Source organism: Tunturiibacter empetritectus, from assembly GCF_014201375.1.
In the GTDB taxonomy this organism is placed as follows: Bacteria; Acidobacteriota; Terriglobia; order Terriglobales; family Acidobacteriaceae; genus Edaphobacter; species Edaphobacter lichenicola_D.
The window spans coordinates 1,053,383-1,071,047 of the sequence record NZ_JACHDZ010000001.1 but is presented as its reverse complement, the minus strand read 5'-3'; the positions used below and the strand labels follow the sequence as shown (position 1 = coordinate 1,071,047).

Below are 17,665 nucleotides of genomic sequence, written 5' to 3'. Positions count from 1 at the left end.
TTACATATTCTAAATGCTGTATCTTCCAGCCTTCAGGACGTGCTGAGCCACCTGCCGACGCAGCTTGATCGTATCCGCCGAGTCATGTTTGGACAGGCGGCGAAGAATCGTAAGCTGAGTCCGCAGCATATCCCCCTCAGCCACCGCCGCAATCACCTTCCGCGCCGACAGCTCAACCGTAGCCATCGCCTTGTCGGCATAGATCTGCGCCATCGCAACCGGCATAGCCGAAGCCTCCGCCGACTGCCCTTCCGCAATCTTCTCCGCGCGCAGAATAGCACTCTCCATCGCGAACACCTCGATGATCATGTCCGAGATCGCCCCCATCACCTCCTGCTCGTCCGAGATCTGCGTCATATACTTCTGCGTCGCAGCCCCAGCGACAAACAATGTCAACTTCTTCGCATTCGCCAGCAGGTTGCGCTCTTCCCCTAGCGGACCTTCGCGCTCCACCTTCTCGCTCGGCCCCGCCATCACCTCATCCATCAGCTTCTTGATCGCAGGCATCAGCGCCAGCTTCCCGCTCATAGCCGACTTCATCAGCCAGCCGGTAATGATCAGCCGATTGATCTCATTGGTCCCCTCGAAGATCCGATTGATCCGGGCATCCCTGTACGCCCGCTCCGCCGGAAACTCCTCAACATAGCCATAGCCCGCGAAGATCTGCAGCGTCTCATCGACCACCATATCCAGCATCTCGCTCGCCCACACCTTCACAATCGAGCACTCGACGGCGTAGTCTTCAATACGCTTCTGAATCTCCTTCGTATCGTTCTTATCCACACCCGCCAGAGCTTTATCGATCAGCCCCACCGTGCGATAGCAGACCGCCCCGCCCACAAAGATGCCCGTAGCGCAGTTCGCAATCTTCTCCTGGATCAACCCGAACTCCGAGATCGACTTGCCGAACGCCTTCCGATCGATCGCATACCGGATCCCATTGTTCAGCGCCATCCGAGCGCCGCCAATCGCGGCATTGCCCAACTTGTACCGCCCCACATTCAGAATATTGAACGCAATATGGTGGCCCTTCCCCACCTCCCCCAGCAGATTGCCAGCGGGAATCACGCAGTCGGTCAAAATCAGCGGACAAGTCGAACTTCCGCGAATCCCCAGCTTGTGCTCCTCCTTCCCCTGCGTGAAACCAGGCGTTCCCCGCTCGATCAGAAACGCCGTAAGCTTCTCCTTCCCTGCATCCGGCCCATCCAGAATCGCGCACTTCGCAAACACGGTAAACAGATCCGCAAACCCCGCATTCGAGATCCACATCTTCTCGCCATTCAGCGTGTACGTCTTCCCATCCGGCGACAGCACCGCCTTCGTCTTCGCATTCACCGCATCCGAGCCACTCGTTGACTCCGACAGCGCATACGCCGACACAATCTCGCCCGATGCAATCTTTGGCAGATACTTCTTCTTCTGCTCCGCATTGCCATACCAGACCAGCGGCAGCGTACCGATGCCGGTATGCGCCGAGAACGCCACCGAAAAACTAGCCTGCTTCGAGATATTCTCCGCGACGATCGCCGACGTAGCCTTATCCATCTCCAGGCCGCCGTACTCCTCAGGAATATCCACCGCCGTAAGCCCAAGCTCCGCAGCCTCCTTCAACAGGCGCCTCGTAACCGAAAAATCCTTCGCCTCAATCGAGTCGGACGCAGGCATAATCTCGTTGACCGCAAAGTTCGCCGTCGTCTCCGCAATCTGCTTATGCTCGTCGGTAAAGTCCTCAGGAAAGAAGCAATCCGCAGGCGTCGGGTCGCTGATAAGAAAGCTGCCACCAGCGAGGCGGGTAGCGGTGGTCGGGTCGGGGGTCGTCATCGTTGCCATGGTGTTACTCCTTCTGTAGCTTCTGCGCTCAAAATTGCAAACTAATCCACTTCAGCAATCAACTCCTGAGGTTTGGCAGCCTTCCATCGAACAACACACCGTTGCCCCTTCCATCGAAACGTCTGCAGCTCTGCTTCAGCGAGTGATACCGGAGGTTGTTCCACGGTGACCCATTGTTCATGCTCGACGCCATCCGAGACATACTTTGCCAGAATTGAAACTCCGTACAGCACCGTTCTGTCACCTTTAGCATTGCTCACGGTCTGGATCACCTCAGGGCGAACCTCTTCGACAATGGCTGTGGCGCACTTCCAGTGTTGTTGAATCTCTTGATGGCGCCGGTGTTTGATAAAGAAAACTACTGCGACAACCACCGCAATCACCGCGACATATCCACTCACTACTCGAATCTGATGCCAGTCACTCCGGCCCGCTGGACGCAATCTGCTCCAGGCTCTTCGATCCGACTTGGAGTATGTTCGCATTCTCTAACTCATCGCCTCATAGATCCCAGCCGCTCCCATCCCGCCGCCAACACACATCGTCACAATCCCATACTTCGCCTTTCGCCGAGGCATCTCCCGCAGCAGCGTAGCGGTCAGCTTTGCCCCGGTGCAGCCAAGCGGATGCCCAAGCGCAATCGCGCCCCCATTCACATTCACCTTCGCCGGATCGATCCCCAGCACCTTCAACACCGCCAGAGACTGCGCCGCGAAAGCTTCATTCAACTCAAAGAGATCAATATCTCCAATCGAAAGCCCAGCCATCTTCAACACCTTGGGAATCGCATGGATGGGCCCAATCCCCATCTCCTCCGGGTCGCACCCTGCATAAGCGAACGCAAGAAACTTACCAATCGGCTTGATGCCAAGCTGCGCAGCCCGCTCGGCCGACATCACCACCGCCGCCGCCGCTCCATCCGAGGTCTGGCTCGAGTTCCCCGCCGTCACCGTCCCCTTCGCATGGAACACCGGCTTCAGCTTTGCCAGCGCCTCAAGCGACGTATCGGCACGCGGCCCCTCATCCTGCTTGAACGTCGACTCGGTCGTCTTGGCCTTCTTCCCATTCGGCACAGTGTTTGTAACCGTAACCGAAACAATCTCATCCTCGAACTTCCCAGCAGCAATCGCAGCCAGAGCCTTCTGATGGCTCTCATACGAAAACTGATCCATCTGCTCCCGTGTAATGCCGTAGTGAGTCGCAACCCGCTCCGCCGTCAGCCCCATCGACATATACGACCCCGGATAGTTCTCCACCAGCCACGGATTCACCGAGATCTTGTTGCCGCCAAACGGAACATACGACATGCTCTCCGTGCCGCCAGCGACAATGCAGTCCGCAGACCCGCCGCGAATCCGATCCGCAGCCAGCGCAATCGACTGCAACCCCGAAGCACAGTAGCGATTGATCGTCATCCCCGCAGTCGTAACCGGCAACCCCGCACGGAAGCTGGCGACCTTCGCCACATTCATCCCCTGCTCAGCCTCAGGCATCGCGCAGCCCAAAATCACATCTTCAATTTCCGCCTTGTCGAGCTGCGGAATACGCTCCAACGCACCAGAGATTACGAAGGCAGCCAGATCATCCGGCCGGGTGGTACGAAGAGTGCCGCGAGGAGCCTTCCCAACGGCGGTGCGAACAGCGGAGGCAATAACGACGTCTTTCATAACTAACTCCCGACTTCTGTCTCCGAATCTACTCCGAAGATCGTAGATGAACCCATCTTTATGTAGATGAACCTATCTTTAACCTGCAAACCTGACAGCGAACAACGAACTCCTAATTCCGCAAAGGCTTGCCCGTCTTCAACGTAAACGCAATTCGCTCCTGCGTCTTCTTCTCTCCACACAGCGACAGAAACGCCTCGCGCTCAAGATCCAGCAGATACTGCTCCGCCACCAAAGTCCCCGGCGTAACCTTGCCCCCGCACAGTGCATACGCCACCCAGTTCGCAATCTTCGCATCATGGTCGGAGATGTACTGCCCCTCCCGCATCGTCCACACCGCCAGCTTCAGCGTAGCCAGCGCATTCTCGCCAGGAGCCGCAATGTCGGCACGCGGCGCAGGAGCACTGTAACCAGCATCGGCAATCGCGCGAGCCTTCGCCTTCGCATCCGTCAATAGCCGTTCGCGATTCATCGTAACGCTGTCCGACTGCTTGAAGAACCCGAACGAACGAGCCTCCGCCGCACTGGTCGAGACCTTCGCCATCGCAATCGTCTCGAAGTTCCTCTTCAGCGCCTCAAAGATCTCCACGCCCTCGCCACGAGCATCCGGACGAATGCTCGACCCCGCCTCCACCGAACGGATCGTCATCTCCTTGCAGCCGCCGCCGCCAGGAATCAACCCCACACCAGCCTCCACCAGACCCATATAAAGCTCAGAGTGCGGCTGACGCGCAGCGCCATGAAGCGAAATCTCCACTCCTCCACCCAGGCACATCCCATAAGGCGCAACCACCACAGGACGCGGACAGAACTTAATGGCCTGCGTCATATTCTGGAATGCGCGCACCGCCATCTCCACCTCATCCCACTCCTCCTCCTGAATCCCAAGAAGAAGCTGCATCAGGTTCGCGCCAACCGAAAAATTAGCCGAGTCCCCCGTAATAACAAAAGCCTCGAAGTCGCCAACAATATTGCTCGATGGCTTCAGCGTCTGCGTAATCAGATTGACGATGTCATCGCCCAACGCGTTCATCTTCGAGTGAAGCTCAATCCCCGCCACGCCATCCCCCAGATCAATGACCGACGCGCCCGGGTTCTTCTTCACCACGCCATTCGCCTTCTTGATCACCCCCAGCGAGGTCACGCCCTCCGCCGTCACCACCGGCTTATACTCCCCGCTGACCGGATCGAAAAACAGCCGCCCCGAAGCGACCGAAGCATCATCCTTGTACCAGGTAGGATCAGCCTCCCCATGCTTCTCCGCATAAGCCAGCAGCTTCTCCACATTCGCCGAAACCGGCGCACCCGCAGCACGCATCTTCTCCGTCGTAGCCCGCACACCCGCAGCATCGAACATCTCAAACGGGCCAAGCTCCCAGTTGAACCCCGTCTTCATCGCCTGATCGATCTCAACGATGTTGTCCGCAATCTCCGGAACCCGGTTCGCGCTGTACGTAAACAACTCCGTCAGCAGCGGCCAGTAAAAAGCAGCAGCTTTATCCTTCGTCGCATCCGCATTCAGCAGTTGCGCAATGCGAGCAGGCGTCGACTCCACATTCTTCGCCATCTCGATCGCCGGAAACTTCGGCCGCGTGCTCGGCTTATAGTCCAGCGTCTGCCAGTCCAGAACATGCCGCAGATCGCGCCCCTCCGCGTCCTTGCCTTCCTTCTTATAAAATCCCTGCTTCGTCTTATCTCCGAGCCACTTCCTCTCGAGCATCGTGCCGATAAAAGGCGCCAGCTTCACCTCAGCGCGCTCATCCTTAATCTTCTCCGCCTGCGCGGAAAAGTTCGTAGCCACATGCGCCAGCACATCCACGCCGACCATATCGCCCAGCCGGAACGTCCCCGTCTTCGGCCATCCCAGCGCAGAGCCAGTCAACGTATCCACCTCTTCAATCGACAGCCCCTGCTCCTGCATCAACCGAATCGCATTCCCCATCGAAAACGTGCCGATACGGTTCGCAATAAAGTTCGGCGTATCGTGCGAGTGAACAATCGCCTTCCCCAGTCGCAGATCGCAGAAGTGCTCCACCGCCGCGATATCTACCGGATCCGTATCCGGAGTCTGAATCACCTCAAGCAACCGCATATACCGTGGCGGATTGAAGAAGTGTGTTCCAAACCAATGCCGCCGCAGCTCCATCGGCATCCCTTCCACAATCTTGTGAATCGGCAGCCCGCTCGTATTGCTCGTAAGTATCGAATCCTTGCGACGATGTTGCTGCACCTTCTCTAGCAGTGCGCGCTTGATCTCAAGATTCTCCGCCACCACCTCGATGATCCAGTCGCAGTCCGCGATCAAAGCCAGATCGTCCTCGAAGTTGCCAATCGTGATCAGCCGCGCACTCTCCACCGCATAAAACGCCGCAGGCTTCGACTTCTTCAACCCATCCATCGCCGCCAAAACAAACTTGTTCCGCTCCTGCTTCGACGCACTTGCATCCGTGCCCGGAGGGACAATATCCAGCAAGACCACCGGCAGTCCAGCATTAGCAATGTGCGCCGCAATACGCGAGCCCATTGTTCCTGCCCCAAGAACGGCAACCTTGCTGATCTGTCTGTGATCCCTGGACGGACTAAGCTTTGCCGAACTCTGCGGCGTGGGTGCTTCGATAGTGCTGGAAGGCATGGTCAAAGGCTCCGGCGGGCAGGAATACCCGAACGATGCGAAGCATACTGAATGACCATTCATTCCGTCAAGTAAACAGTCCTTCAATTTGATAAATCATTCATTGCCAATGAGATACCTCGCAACGTCGAGGCATCCGCGAACCCGCATTCTCAATGCGGATCACCTTCATTCAGTTACCCACCAAAGGGAAAATCTTCTTCTCGAATTCGGCAGTTGGCAACCACTAGTGCTTTGTTGCAGCCAGCCGATGCATCTCCGAGCCCGCCATCAGGAACCCACCCACACCATATACATAGCTGGCCGAAAGCTTGAACTTGCCCGGCTGCGCATCAATTGGCTGAATCGAACCCAGCCGCCCATCCGCATAGATGTGTCCAAGTATTCCCTTCCAAGACCTCTCCACCACCGGAAGGTAAGTCTTGCGATCGAGAATCTTCTCATTGATCCCATACGCCATCGCATACGTAAAGAACGCCGACCCCGACACCTCCGGCAGATCGTAAGATTCCGGATCCAGCAGCCCCGACCGCCACAATCCATCCGGACTCTGAATCGCCGCCAGCCTCTCCGCCATCTCGCGAAACTGCGCCACATACTTCGGACGCGAAGGATAGTCCGCTGGCATAATCCTCAACACATTCACCAGCGCACCCATCACCCAGCCATTGCCGCGCGACCAGAAGATCGGCTTGCCATTCTCCTGCTTCTGCGTAAAGTACCGGCTGTCGCGAAAGTAAAGATGCTCCTCAGGGCTGTAGAGGCTTCCCGACGTAAGCCACCACTCATGATCCATATAGTCCAGATACTTGCGGTCATTCGTAATCGCATACATCTGCGAAAGCACAGGTGGCGACATGAACAGAGCATCGCACCACCACCACAGCAGCTTGTTCGGATCATCCTCCCGCACAATCAGCCGATCCATATTCGCCTTCGTATCCGCCATCCGCACCGGCTGCGGATCCTCGCGATAGAGATCCAGATAAGCCTGCCCCAGCGCCTGATCATCGGCATGAGGAAACCGCGCATCGAGCAGCGTCCAATCCGACCGCTCCGCCAGATGCAGCACCGCATTACGATACTTCGCGTCGCCGGTCGTCTTCGAAGCCGCCAGCAGGCCGTCATAGAGCGCAGCAAACGTCCACTGCTTATTGAACTGGGCCTCTGCATGAGCGACCTGCCAATCCGCAACCTTCTTTATTGCCGCATCGATCGCCTTCGGCTTCAACTCGGCCGAAAGTCCGGTCGCCAGCGGCCCTGGATCATCCGGCGCATCTCCCGCCGCGTTCCCGTCCACCGGCACAACCTTCGCCCCAGGAGTCACCGGAGCACTCTGCGCAAACACACTCATCGACCCAGCACTAACAAGTGCACCCAGGACAAAGCCACGCGAAGTTCTTGCCACCAATCCAGGCCGCGAAGCTCCGCTATCACCCCGCAACCGCATCCCAAAGTCCAAAAGAAACATCGTCATCCCTAAACCAGGCTCCCATTCATCACCAGCGCCACCGCACTCCGCAGCCGCGCCGTATTTCCTTCAAACGCCGGCCGCAGCCGTGGCGCCTTCGAAAGCGCATTCTGTTTCAGCTCCGCCTCAACAATCGGCCCGAACAGATACCACGCCGCAGTAATATCCCCAACCACCACAATCTCGCTCGGAGCCAGCGCATTCGCAATCATCCTCAGTCCGCGCCCAAGAAACAAGGACATCTTCTCCAGAGCCTTCACCGCATTGGCGTCATGCGACTGCGCCATCTTCACCAGCGCCGCAAAGGTAGCCGGCGCGCTCGCCCCACTCATCTCCTCGTAGTAGCGCAGCCCGGCGCGATTGGAGCTGACCGTCTCCCAGCATCCTCGCCCCCCGCACCCGCACCGCGGCCCATTCATCTCCATCTGCACATGGCCAAACTCTCCCGCCATCCCGTTCGCCCCGCGCAACACCTGCCCATTCGCAAAGATCCCCGTCCCGATACCTTCCGAGACGTTCACCACCACCAGGTCATGCAGTCCATCGCTATCGCCGAACCACACCTCCGACAGCGCGCACGCATTCGCAACGTTATCCATCTCAACCCGCAGCCCCGTAGCCTTCTGAATTCGCGTCTTGATACTCGAGATCGGCCACTTCAGATTCGGTGCAAAGATCGGCTCATCCCTCTGCGGATCGGCGCGTCCCGGAAGACTGATCCCAATCCCGTCAAACGACTTATCGCTATGCGCCGCCATCAGCTTGCGAATCGCCGCAATAATCGGCTGAATCGCCTTCTTCGGATCCTCCGGCAGATCCACCACATTCTGCGCCACAATCTTGCCGCCAAGGTCGGTCACCGCAACCGTCGTCTGCGACGGATGAATATCCAGCGCAATCACAGCACGCTGATGATTCAGCTCCAGAAAGGTCGGCCTGCGTCCGCGAGGTGGGCGCCCCGTCGAGCCCTCCAGAATCCACTTCTCCTTGATCAGATCCTCCACAATCAACGACACCGTGCTGCGCTGCAGGCCCGAGACGCGAGCAAGATCGGCGCGCGAAAGCGGCTGCCTGGTCCGAACCAGATTGAAGACAAGGTTCCGGTTAATCTGACGTGGCGTTTTGTTCGACGCGCTCTGCCTGCGGGTAAAGGTAAATCGAGTCGCTTGTGTGGTGGGCATTGTTTAGCTTTCGTGTCTCATAAAATCAATGGGCGAAACCATATCAAAACATACCAAGTGGGCAAAACTCGAGCGCCGCCCTGTCGTTCCTATGTCTCTCGAGCCGCCCTTCGCTTGACATCTTTGGCGACGAGTCTTTATATCACTGGAGGTCAACCATTTTGTAGCCACTTTGAATTATTGTCTCGCAAATGATACAAACACCCCGAAATTTCCATTAAAAGTCCTGCTTAAGGGCACAGCTGGTAGCCCAAGGCATTAGCCTTGGGTCTCCGTGCCGCAAGAGCCTTGGTTGCATTGTGTGGCTTTAGCCGATGAGGTCCGCCGTTCATTTCGGAGGGTATCTTTCATCACCCCCTGAAACCCCGTGGACGCCTCTTCTCCCAACCCAAGCCCTTCATGCTAGCCTGAAAATCGTGGCGACCTACCTAGAGCAATCGCTAGCAAAATTAAAAGAGTTCGAAGGCTGCGTCCCGTGGATGTACCGCGACACGGTAGGCAAAGTCACCGTCGGCGTAGGCCTCATGCTGCCCGACACCGAAGCCGCCGAATCCCTCCCCTTCGTCCTTGGCTCCCGCCCAGCCACACCACAAGAGATCGCCGCTGAATACACCCGCGTCAACTCCCTCCCTCAAGCCCGAGCCTCCACCTTCTACAAATCCCCCACCAGCCTCGAACTCCCCCAGCAAACCATCGATGCAAAACTAACCGCCGTCCTCCACAACTTCGAAACCGACCTCCGCACCCACCTCCCCCACTACGACACCCTCCCCAACCCCGTAAAGCTCGCCCTCCTCGACATGATCTACAACCTCGGCCCCGCCGGACTCTTCAAAGACTTCCCCCATCTCATCGCCGCCGTCCAGTCCGGCTCCTGGGCCGAAGCCGCAGCCCGATGCCTGCGCCGAGGCCCCAGCGCCGCCCGCAACAACTGGACCCGCCAGCAGTTCATCTCCGCCGTCGTCACCACCATCCAGGCCGAGGCCGAATCCCTCCTGAAGCGGATCTGGCGTTCCATACGTCAAATCTGGAACGCCATATTCGGCCCCCGGCAATAGAGCCCGGCCCCGGGCTTCGATATAGTGGAACTCTTGACTCGCAAAGTCTGCGGAGGGCTTTTGGTAAAAGTAAAAAGTAGAATCGCCGCGATCGCCGTGTGTGCAATCGCTCTAAGCATCACAGCCAAAGCGCAGGACCTCGCAAGCTTCGAAAAGCGCACCACCGTTAAAGTTCTACCCAACGGCCTCACCCTCATCGTCTGCGAGCGCCCTGAAGCCCCCGTCTTCAGCTTCTACACCCTCGTCGATGCAGGCTCGGCCGACGATCCCGACGGCGCCAGCGGCATCGCCCACATGTTCGAGCACATGGCCTTCAAGGGCACCACCGAGATCGGCACCACCGACTACCCCGCCGAAAAGATCGCACTCGCCAAAGTCGAGATCGCCTACGCAGCCTACGACGCCGAGTACCGCAAACGCGTCGGCCAAAATCCTGACAAGCTAGCCCAACTCCTAAAAGCCTTCCAGGACGCACAAGCCGAAGCCCAAAAGTACGTCATCCCCAACCAGTTCTCCCAGATCGCCGAAGAGAACGGCGCCGTCGGCATCAACGCCAGCACCACCGAGGACTCCACCCAGTACTTCTGGAGCATGCCCTCCAACCGCCTTGAGCTCTGGGCCTACCTCGAAAGCCAGCGCATCGCCCATCCCGTCGAGCGCGAGTTCTACAAGGAGCGCAATGTCGTCCAGGAAGAGCGCCGCATGCGCGTTGACTCCTCCCCAGTCGGCCGCATGGTCGAAGAGTTCCTCGCCACCGCCTACGTCGCCCACCCCTACCGCCGCCCCGGCGTAGGCTGGGAGAGCGAGATCAGCCAGGTCTCCGCCACCGAGGCCACCACCTTCCACGAAAAATACTACGTCCCCGCCAACATCGTCATCGCCGTCGTAGGCGACCTCAAAGCCTCCGAGACCATGCCCGTCCTCGAGCGCTACTTCGCCCCCATCCCCGCCGCCCCCCGCCCCGAACCAATGACCACCGTCGAGCCCCCACAGGTCGCCGAAAAATCCGTCACCATCCGCGAAGCCACCCAGCCCTTCTACATCGAGGGCTACCACCGCCCCGACTACCTCGACCCCGACGACAACGCCTACGACGCCATCTCCGACATCTTCTCCAACGGCCGCACCGCCCGCCTCTATCGCTCCCTCGTCCGCGACCAGTCCATCGCAGCCGAGGCGCAGGGCTTCAGCGGCTTCCCCGGCGACAAGTACCCCGGCCTCTTCGCCGTCTACGCCGTCCCGCTCCCCGGCCACACGCCCGACGAGATGCGCACCGCAATCCATAAAGAACTTGACCGCCTCAAAAACGAAGACGTCACCGACGCCGAGCTCGAACGCTTCAAGACCCGCTCCCGCGCCGACCTTCTCCGCGGCCTCGCCGACAACGAAGGCCTCGCCCACGAACTGGCCGAGTACCAAACCCGCTTCGGCGACTGGCGCGAACTCTTCAACCAGCTCCACAAGATCGACGCCGTCAACAAAGCCGACATCCGCCGCGTCGCCAACAAGATCTTCACCGACAGCAACCGAACCAGCGCACGAATCGAATTCGTCCCACCCCAACACAAAGCCCCGCAAGCCTCAACACCTTCGGAAACACAAACACCAGGAACAGCCATGCTCACCGCACCCCCAGCGCCGACCGCTCAAAACGCCGGAGGCACGAAGTGAACTATCTCTCCTCGCTCGTCCTCACTGCAGCCGTCACTACATTTCTGCTAACCACTCTCAACGCGCTCGCACAAACCGCCGCGCCCGCGGCCCCCACCACGCAAGCGCAGCCGTGGAAGCAAATCCCCATCCCCCCGCTCCCCGCCTTCAAACCCGCCCAACCCCACCGCATCGAACTAGAAAACGGAGTAGTCCTCTTCCTCCAGGAAGACCACGAGCTCCCCTTCATCAACGGCACCATCCTCATCCGCGGAGGCAGCCGCGATGAGCCCAACGCCAAAGTCGGCCTCACCTCCCTCTATGGCCAAACCTGGCGCACCAGCGGCACCGCCACCATCGACGGCGACAAGCTCGACGACGTCCTCGAAGCCAAAGCCGCCTCCATCGAAACCAGCGGCGGCACCGCCTCCACCTCCATGGCCTGGTCCAGCCTCAAAGGCGACTTCGACACAGTCTTCGCCTCCACCACCGACCTCCTGCTCCACCCCACCTTCAAAGCCGACAAGCTCCAACTCGCCAAGCAGCAGCTCGAAACCGGCATCGCCCGCCGCAACGACGACGCCAACGGCATCGCCTCCCGCGAGGCCGCAAAGATCGCCTACGGCCCCCACAACCCCTACGCCCGCGAGCTCGAATACGCCACCGTAGACGCCGTCACCCTCGACGACCTCAACGCCTGGCACACCCACACCGTCGTCGGCAGCAACATCATCGTCGCCCTCTCAGGCGACTTCGACCCCGCCGCCATGGAAGCCAAACTCCGCGGCGCCTTCGCCCCCATCCCACGCGGCCAGCGCTTCCAATCCTTCAAAGCCACCTTCACCGATCCCAAACCTAACGTCAACTTCGTCTCCAAAGATGACGTCAACCAATCCAATGTGATCATCGTCGGCCTCGGCACCGAGCGCAGCAACCCTGACTACTACGCCCTCTCCGTCATGAACCAGGTCTTCTCCGGCGGCTTCGGCTCCCGCGTCGTTCAGGACGTCCGCACCAAACTCGGCCTGGCCTACTCCGTCGAAGGCAACTACGGCGCCTCCTACGATCACCCCGGCATCTTCGTCGTCGAAGCCGCAACAAAAAGCGCCACAACAGTAGCCGCAACCAAAGCCTTACTCGCCGAGATCAACCGCCTCAAGACCGAACCACCCACCCCCGCCGAGCTCAGCAAAGCGAAGGATCAGGTCCTCAACTCCTTCATCTTCCACTACGACTCGCCCGACAAAACGCTAGGCGAGCAAGTCACCCTCGCCTTCTACGGCTACCCTGCCGACACGCTCGAGAAGTACAAATCCGGCATCGAAAAAGTCACCTCCGCCGACGTCTCCCGCGTGGCTAACAAGTACATCGACACCAACAAACTCGCCGTCATCGTTGTAGGCAACGAATCCCAAATCACGCCGTCGCTAGCCACACTAGGTCTAGGCACCGTAAAGAATCTAGACATCACCATCCCACCCCCACCAGGCGGCAAGCCAGCCGAATAAACATCCCGCGACCAACGGGAGCACCAAGCGAAGCGGTACACAAGTCACGAAGTGACCGCCCCACGCGAAGTGGGCCCGTCCGGCAGGACACAACCAAGCGCAACTCGATACTTGTCACCCTCGAAGAGTGAACAATGAAACGAATCCTGATTCTTTTAGTTGCGCTCCTGGGAGCAAACAATACCGCCTGTCGCGCTAGCGATCAGACGCCAACTGAGTCATCAGCACGAAAGAGTTCAAGGTCAAACGAGTCTGCACTAATAAGCCTCTTCGACCGCTGGGAGCGGGTTTGGCACGAGGGCCAGTACGACCTCGTACCGAGCTGCGTCGCAGAAGCCTATCTCCGACATGACCAAAAAGGCGACCGTACAGTAACCCGGGACGCCTATGCAGCGGAGATAGCCAGTATTCGCGAGGATCGCCCGGACATTCGCGTAGTTGTGTATGACCACACATTTGCAGGCGACCGCGCCTGGTTTCGCTTTGCATTTAAGTGGACAGATACAAAGACTGGCGAGGCGCACAGCCAGGCTGGCATGCAACTCTACCGGATCGAGGCAGGCAAGCTCGCAGAGACTTGGCTTACGATGTCGCCGCCAGGCTCGGCATGGCGGGACGCTGTTGCGCAGGAGCACTGGACTAGTCCCCCACCAGGCAAATAGCGGACTGCTTTCGATTCACCAGGTAATTTGCTACCCCAAGCAAGCAGTTCGTAAACGGATCCTTAGCGACACAACTCCCCCGCGAAGACCACGATGGCGCTATCCTTGAAAAGCGTCATCACCCCCGGAGGTTCGTCATAAAAAACCCGCGCGTGTTCCTGCTAAGTGCTGCCTCACTCCTGCTCACTCTCCCCCTCGCATCCCAGCAGCGTCCCCCCGCCACTCCGCTCATCACACACGATCCCTACTTCAGCCTCTGGTCCACCACCGACAACCTCACCGACGCCGACACCACCCACTGGACCGGCGCCCCGCAGCCCATCACCGGCCTCGTCCGCATCGACGGCAAGCCCTTCCGCTTCCTCGGCCACAACCCCGACACCGTCCCCGCGATGCAGCAGACAGCGCACACCATCACGCCCACCCACACCACCTACGAGTTCCACCAAAGCGGCATCACCCTCCGCCTCGTCTTCTTCACCCCCGCCCTCCTCAACGACCTCGACGTCCTCTCGCGCCCCGTGACCTACCTCACCTGGACCGCCGAATCAACCGACGCCACACCGCATCAGCTCTCTGTTCTCCTCGACGTAGACCCAGTCATCGCCGTCAACGATCGCAGCCAGCAGGTCAACTCCTTCCGCAATCAAACCGCCACCCTTAACGTCCTCTCCACCGGCTCGCAGGATCAAAAGATCCTCAACCGCTCCGGCGACGATCTCCGCATCGACTGGGGCTACTTCCATCTAGCCGTTCCCAAAGACACCAGCTACAAAACCTACCTAGCGCCCCACGCAGCCACCGCCTTCGCCTCGACCGGCCAGCTCCCCATCACCGACACCATGGACATGCCCGAGCGCGCCGAGCACTCCGCCTCTGCCCTCGCAACCACCATCGACTTCGGCTCCGTCACCACTCAACCCGTCACCCGCCACATCCTCCTCTCCTACACCGACGACTACGCCATCCAGTACCTCCAGCGAAACCTCCGCTCCTACTGGCAGCGCAACAACATGCCCGTAGAGCAGATGCTCGACCTCGCCGAACAGCAATACCCCACCCTCGAAGCCCGCGGCGAAGCTTTCGACAAAGAACTCACCGCCGACCTCATGAAAGTAGGCGGCGAACACTACGCCTACATCGCCATCCTCTCCTACCGACAAGCCATCGCCGCCCACAAACTCGCAGCCGACGCAAACGGCGACCCCATGCTCTTCGCCAAAGAAAACTTCTCCAACGGCTGCATCGCCACCGTCGACGTCCTCTACCCCTCAGCCCCCTTCTTCCTCTTCTTCAACCCCAAGCTCCTCGAAGCCCAGCTTCTTCCCGTCCTCGAATACTCTTCTCTCGCCCGCTGGAAGTTCCCCTTCTCCCCCCACGATCTCGGCCAATACCCCCTCGCCAACGGACAGGTCTACGGCGGCGGCGAAAAAACCGAAGAAGACCAGATGCCCGTCGAAGAGACCGGCAACATGCTCATCCTCGTCGACGCCGTCGCCCGCGCCGAAGGCACCCCACAACTAGCCCAACGCTACTGGCCCCAGCTCACCAAATGGGCCGAGTATCTCAACGTCCACGGTCTCGACCCCGAAACCCAGCTCACCACCGACGACTTCGCCGGCCACGTCGCCCACAACGCCAACCTCTCCCTCAAAGCCATCGACGCCCTCGCCGCCTACGCCGACCTAGCCCATCTCCTCAAGCTGGAAGCCGTCGCAAAGCAGTACCAATCCACCGCAAAAGAGATGGCCGCAAAGTGGATCACCATGGCCAAGGAAGGCGACCACTACAAGCTAGCCTTCAACAGCCCCAACACCTGGAGCCAGAAGTACAACCTCGTCTGGGACAAGCTCCTCGACTACAACCTCTTCCCCAACAGCGTCCGCGACAGCGAGGTAGCCTTCTACCTCACCAAGCTCAACCTCTACGGCCTCCCCCTCGACAGCCGCGCCGACTACACCAAGCTCGACTGGTCCATCTGGACCGCAACCCTCGCCTCGAACCCAGAGCAATTCAACGCCATCGTCGACCCCATCTATCGCTGGACGAACGAAACCCCCACCCGCGTCCCCCTCACCGACTGGTACGACACCAAAACCGGCAAACAAGTCGGCTTCCAGGCCCGCAGCGTCGTCGGCGGCGTCTTCATCAAAGCCCTCTCCGACAAAGCGCTCACCACCAAGTGGCGCGCTAAATCCACCTCACCCGAGGTAACCCAACTACCAGTCGTCCACTAACTCCCACAAGGTTCTAGCTACCCAAGACTCGTCATCCAGTCGTCCACTAACTCCACTCGATCGTAGCTACCCAAAGACTCGTCATCTCGAAGGGAATCTGCGGTTGTGTTGTTTCTGTCGCATTTGCCGTTGCCGTTGCTTGTTCTCTTCCACCACCCGAAAAAGAATCGTCATCTCGACCGAAGCCACTCACAGTCTCATCGTGAGTGGCGCAGTGGAGAGACCCCCGCATTTGCATTTGCCGTTGCATCTGCAGTTACTCTCGTCTTTCTAGTTGCTCTTCCCGAAGGGAATCTGCGGTTGGCTCCTCCAAACCACAGAATTCCCTCCAGCGCTCAACCTTACCGTCCCACAGCAACTCTCACCGCATCCGCAAGCGGAGTCGTCGCACGACCCAGCAGCGTATGAAGATCACTCACCTCGCTATCCAGCTCCCCCTTTGCCGCTCCCGCGTCTGCGTCCGCAAGAATACCCGCAACCGGCGCAGGCAATCCAAAGCTCACCAGAGCGTTTTCATACTCCTTCGGCGTAAGGTTTCGATAGACCACAGTAGTCTTCGCCGCACGAGAAACCTGTTCAGCAAGATCAGTCAACGTATACGACTCGTCCCCCGCAAGCTCATAGACCTTCTTCTCATGGCCTGCACCCGTAAGCACCGCAACCGCAGCCAGCGCATAATCCTCGCGCGTAGCCGCTGCAAAACGTCCATCGTTAGCAGCCCCCAGAATCGCTCCATGCTCCAGCGCAGGACCAAGCGCCTCAGTATGATTCTCCAGATACCAACCGTTGCGCAAGATCACAAACGGCAGACCAGACGCTCTCACCATCTCTTCCGTCGCCACATGTTCCGGCGCGAGCAAAAGCTTCGACGTATCCGCGCGCAGGAGACTCGTATAACCAAACATCTTCACCTTCGCCGCAACCGCCGCATCAATCACTGCCCGGTGTTGTGCCTCACGCTGTCCCAGTTCGTTCGAAGAGATCAACAAAACCTTCTCCGCTCCAGCGAAAGCCGATGCAAGAGTCTCCAGCTTCGCATAGTCCGCCTGCCGCACCTGCACCCCCAAAGCCGCCACATCCGCAGCCTTCTCCGGACTCCGCACAGCCGCAACGATCTGCCCCGCGGGAACCTTCTTCAACAAACCGTTAATAACGTGATGCCCCAACTTTCCCGATGCTCCCGTAACTACAATCATGGTCCTTCTCCTTGTTGTTCTCTTTTGCTCTTCTCTCGGGCAACTGACAAACTTCAACCCGTACATCAAGCTAGACTATAAGCTAACTTTACGTAAGTACGTACCTCGAGGTAAGCTACTAACATGACCACTCCAGCAAAGGTCCTCGCAAGCAGACAACAACGCAGACGCAAAGGAAACCTCTACGACCCCCACTGCCCCTCCCGCGTCGTGCTCGACCACATCACCTCCCGCTGGGGATCGCTCGTCCTCCTCACTCTTCTCGACGGAACCCAGCGCTTCAGCGAACTGGTCCGAGGCATCGGCGGCGTCAGCGAAAAGATGCTCGCCCAATCGCTCAAAGCTCTCGAAGCCGACGGCCTCGTCCTCCGCACCGTCTACCCCACCATCCCGCCCAAAGTCGAGTACAGCCTCACCAGCCTCGGCAGCGAAGTCGCCGAACACATCAAAACCCTCACCAACTGGGTCGAAGACAACGTCTCCGAAGTCATGCGCCACCGCACGAAGCACTCCTCCCTCGAAACCGCACCCGTCCCAGTTTCTCCCTCCACCTCGCCCATGAGACGATAGCCT

The 17,665-nt window shown here is 59.0% G+C and carries 13 protein-coding genes; 6 read left to right on the top strand and 7 right to left on the bottom strand.

The window, feature by feature from the left end; genetic code table 11:
• Positions 1–9: 9 nt before the first annotated feature.
• The 6 genes from HDF10_RS04645 to HDF10_RS04620 form a co-directional block, all read right to left on the bottom strand.
• A complete protein-coding gene (locus HDF10_RS04645) occupies positions 10–1,830 on the bottom strand; it encodes an acyl-CoA dehydrogenase family protein (protein WP_183810876.1) in 1,821 nt (606 codons plus the stop codon).
• A 41-nt stretch (positions 1,831–1,871) separates the two neighbouring features.
• Positions 1,872–2,231 (bottom strand): hypothetical protein, encoded by a 360-nt coding sequence (locus HDF10_RS04640; protein WP_183810874.1) that lies wholly within the window; start codon positions 2,229–2,231, stop codon positions 1,872–1,874.
• Between the two features lie 87 nt (positions 2,232–2,318).
• A complete protein-coding gene (locus HDF10_RS04635) occupies positions 2,319–3,497 on the bottom strand; it encodes a thiolase family protein (RefSeq protein ID WP_183810872.1) in 1,179 nt (392 codons plus the stop codon).
• Positions 3,498–3,609: 112 nt separating this feature from the next.
• Positions 3,610–6,129: a 3-hydroxyacyl-CoA dehydrogenase/enoyl-CoA hydratase family protein gene (locus HDF10_RS04630; protein ID WP_183810870.1), complete on the bottom strand. Its 2,520-nt coding sequence runs from the start codon at positions 6,127–6,129 to the stop codon at positions 3,610–3,612.
• A 226-nt stretch (positions 6,130–6,355) separates the two neighbouring features.
• Positions 6,356–7,606, bottom strand: a complete 1,251-nt coding sequence (locus HDF10_RS04625) for a glycoside hydrolase family 88/105 protein (RefSeq protein WP_260177608.1) — start codon at positions 7,604–7,606, stop codon at positions 6,356–6,358.
• A 2-nt stretch (positions 7,607–7,608) separates the two neighbouring features.
• Positions 7,609–8,781: an ROK family transcriptional regulator gene (locus HDF10_RS04620; RefSeq protein WP_183810868.1), complete on the bottom strand. Its 1,173-nt coding sequence runs from the start codon at positions 8,779–8,781 to the stop codon at positions 7,609–7,611.
• A gap of 479 nt (positions 8,782–9,260) precedes the next feature.
• On the opposite strand from HDF10_RS04620, the gene HDF10_RS04615 reads away from it, so the two are divergent.
• From HDF10_RS04615 to HDF10_RS04595, 5 genes are all read left to right on the top strand, one after another.
• Positions 9,261–9,839 carry a lysozyme family protein gene (locus HDF10_RS04615; RefSeq protein WP_183810866.1) on the top strand — a complete coding sequence of 193 codons (579 nt, stop codon included), beginning with the start codon at positions 9,261–9,263 and terminating at the stop codon, positions 9,837–9,839.
• Between the two features lie 60 nt (positions 9,840–9,899).
• Positions 9,900–11,510, top strand: a complete 1,611-nt coding sequence (locus HDF10_RS04610; RefSeq protein WP_221271404.1) for a M16 family metallopeptidase — start codon at positions 9,900–9,902, stop codon at positions 11,508–11,510.
• Positions 11,507–12,997, top strand: a complete 1,491-nt coding sequence (locus tag HDF10_RS04605; protein ID WP_183810865.1) for a M16 family metallopeptidase — start codon at positions 11,507–11,509, stop codon at positions 12,995–12,997. The genes HDF10_RS04610 and HDF10_RS04605 overlap by 4 nt, the downstream gene beginning before the upstream one ends.
• A 134-nt stretch (positions 12,998–13,131) precedes the next feature.
• Positions 13,132–13,659, top strand: coding sequence for an ester cyclase (locus HDF10_RS21335; RefSeq protein WP_183810864.1), 528 nt, complete (start codon positions 13,132–13,134; stop codon positions 13,657–13,659).
• A gap of 152 nt (positions 13,660–13,811) precedes the next feature.
• Positions 13,812–15,896 carry a glutaminase family protein gene (locus HDF10_RS04595; protein WP_311732664.1) on the top strand — a complete coding sequence of 695 codons (2,085 nt, stop codon included), beginning with the start codon at positions 13,812–13,814 and terminating at the stop codon, positions 15,894–15,896.
• Positions 15,897–16,237: 341 nt separating this feature from the next.
• Here HDF10_RS04595 and HDF10_RS04590 read toward each other — a convergent pair whose 3' ends face one another.
• Positions 16,238–17,092, bottom strand: a complete 855-nt coding sequence (locus tag HDF10_RS04590; protein ID WP_183810863.1) for an SDR family oxidoreductase — start codon at positions 17,090–17,092, stop codon at positions 16,238–16,240.
• Positions 17,093–17,215: 123 nt separating this feature from the next.
• On the opposite strand from HDF10_RS04590, the gene HDF10_RS04585 reads away from it, so the two are divergent.
• On the top strand, positions 17,216–17,662 hold the full coding sequence (locus HDF10_RS04585; RefSeq protein WP_183810862.1) for a winged helix-turn-helix transcriptional regulator: 447 nt from the start codon (positions 17,216–17,218) through the stop codon (positions 17,660–17,662).
• Positions 17,663–17,665 lie beyond the last annotated feature (3 nt).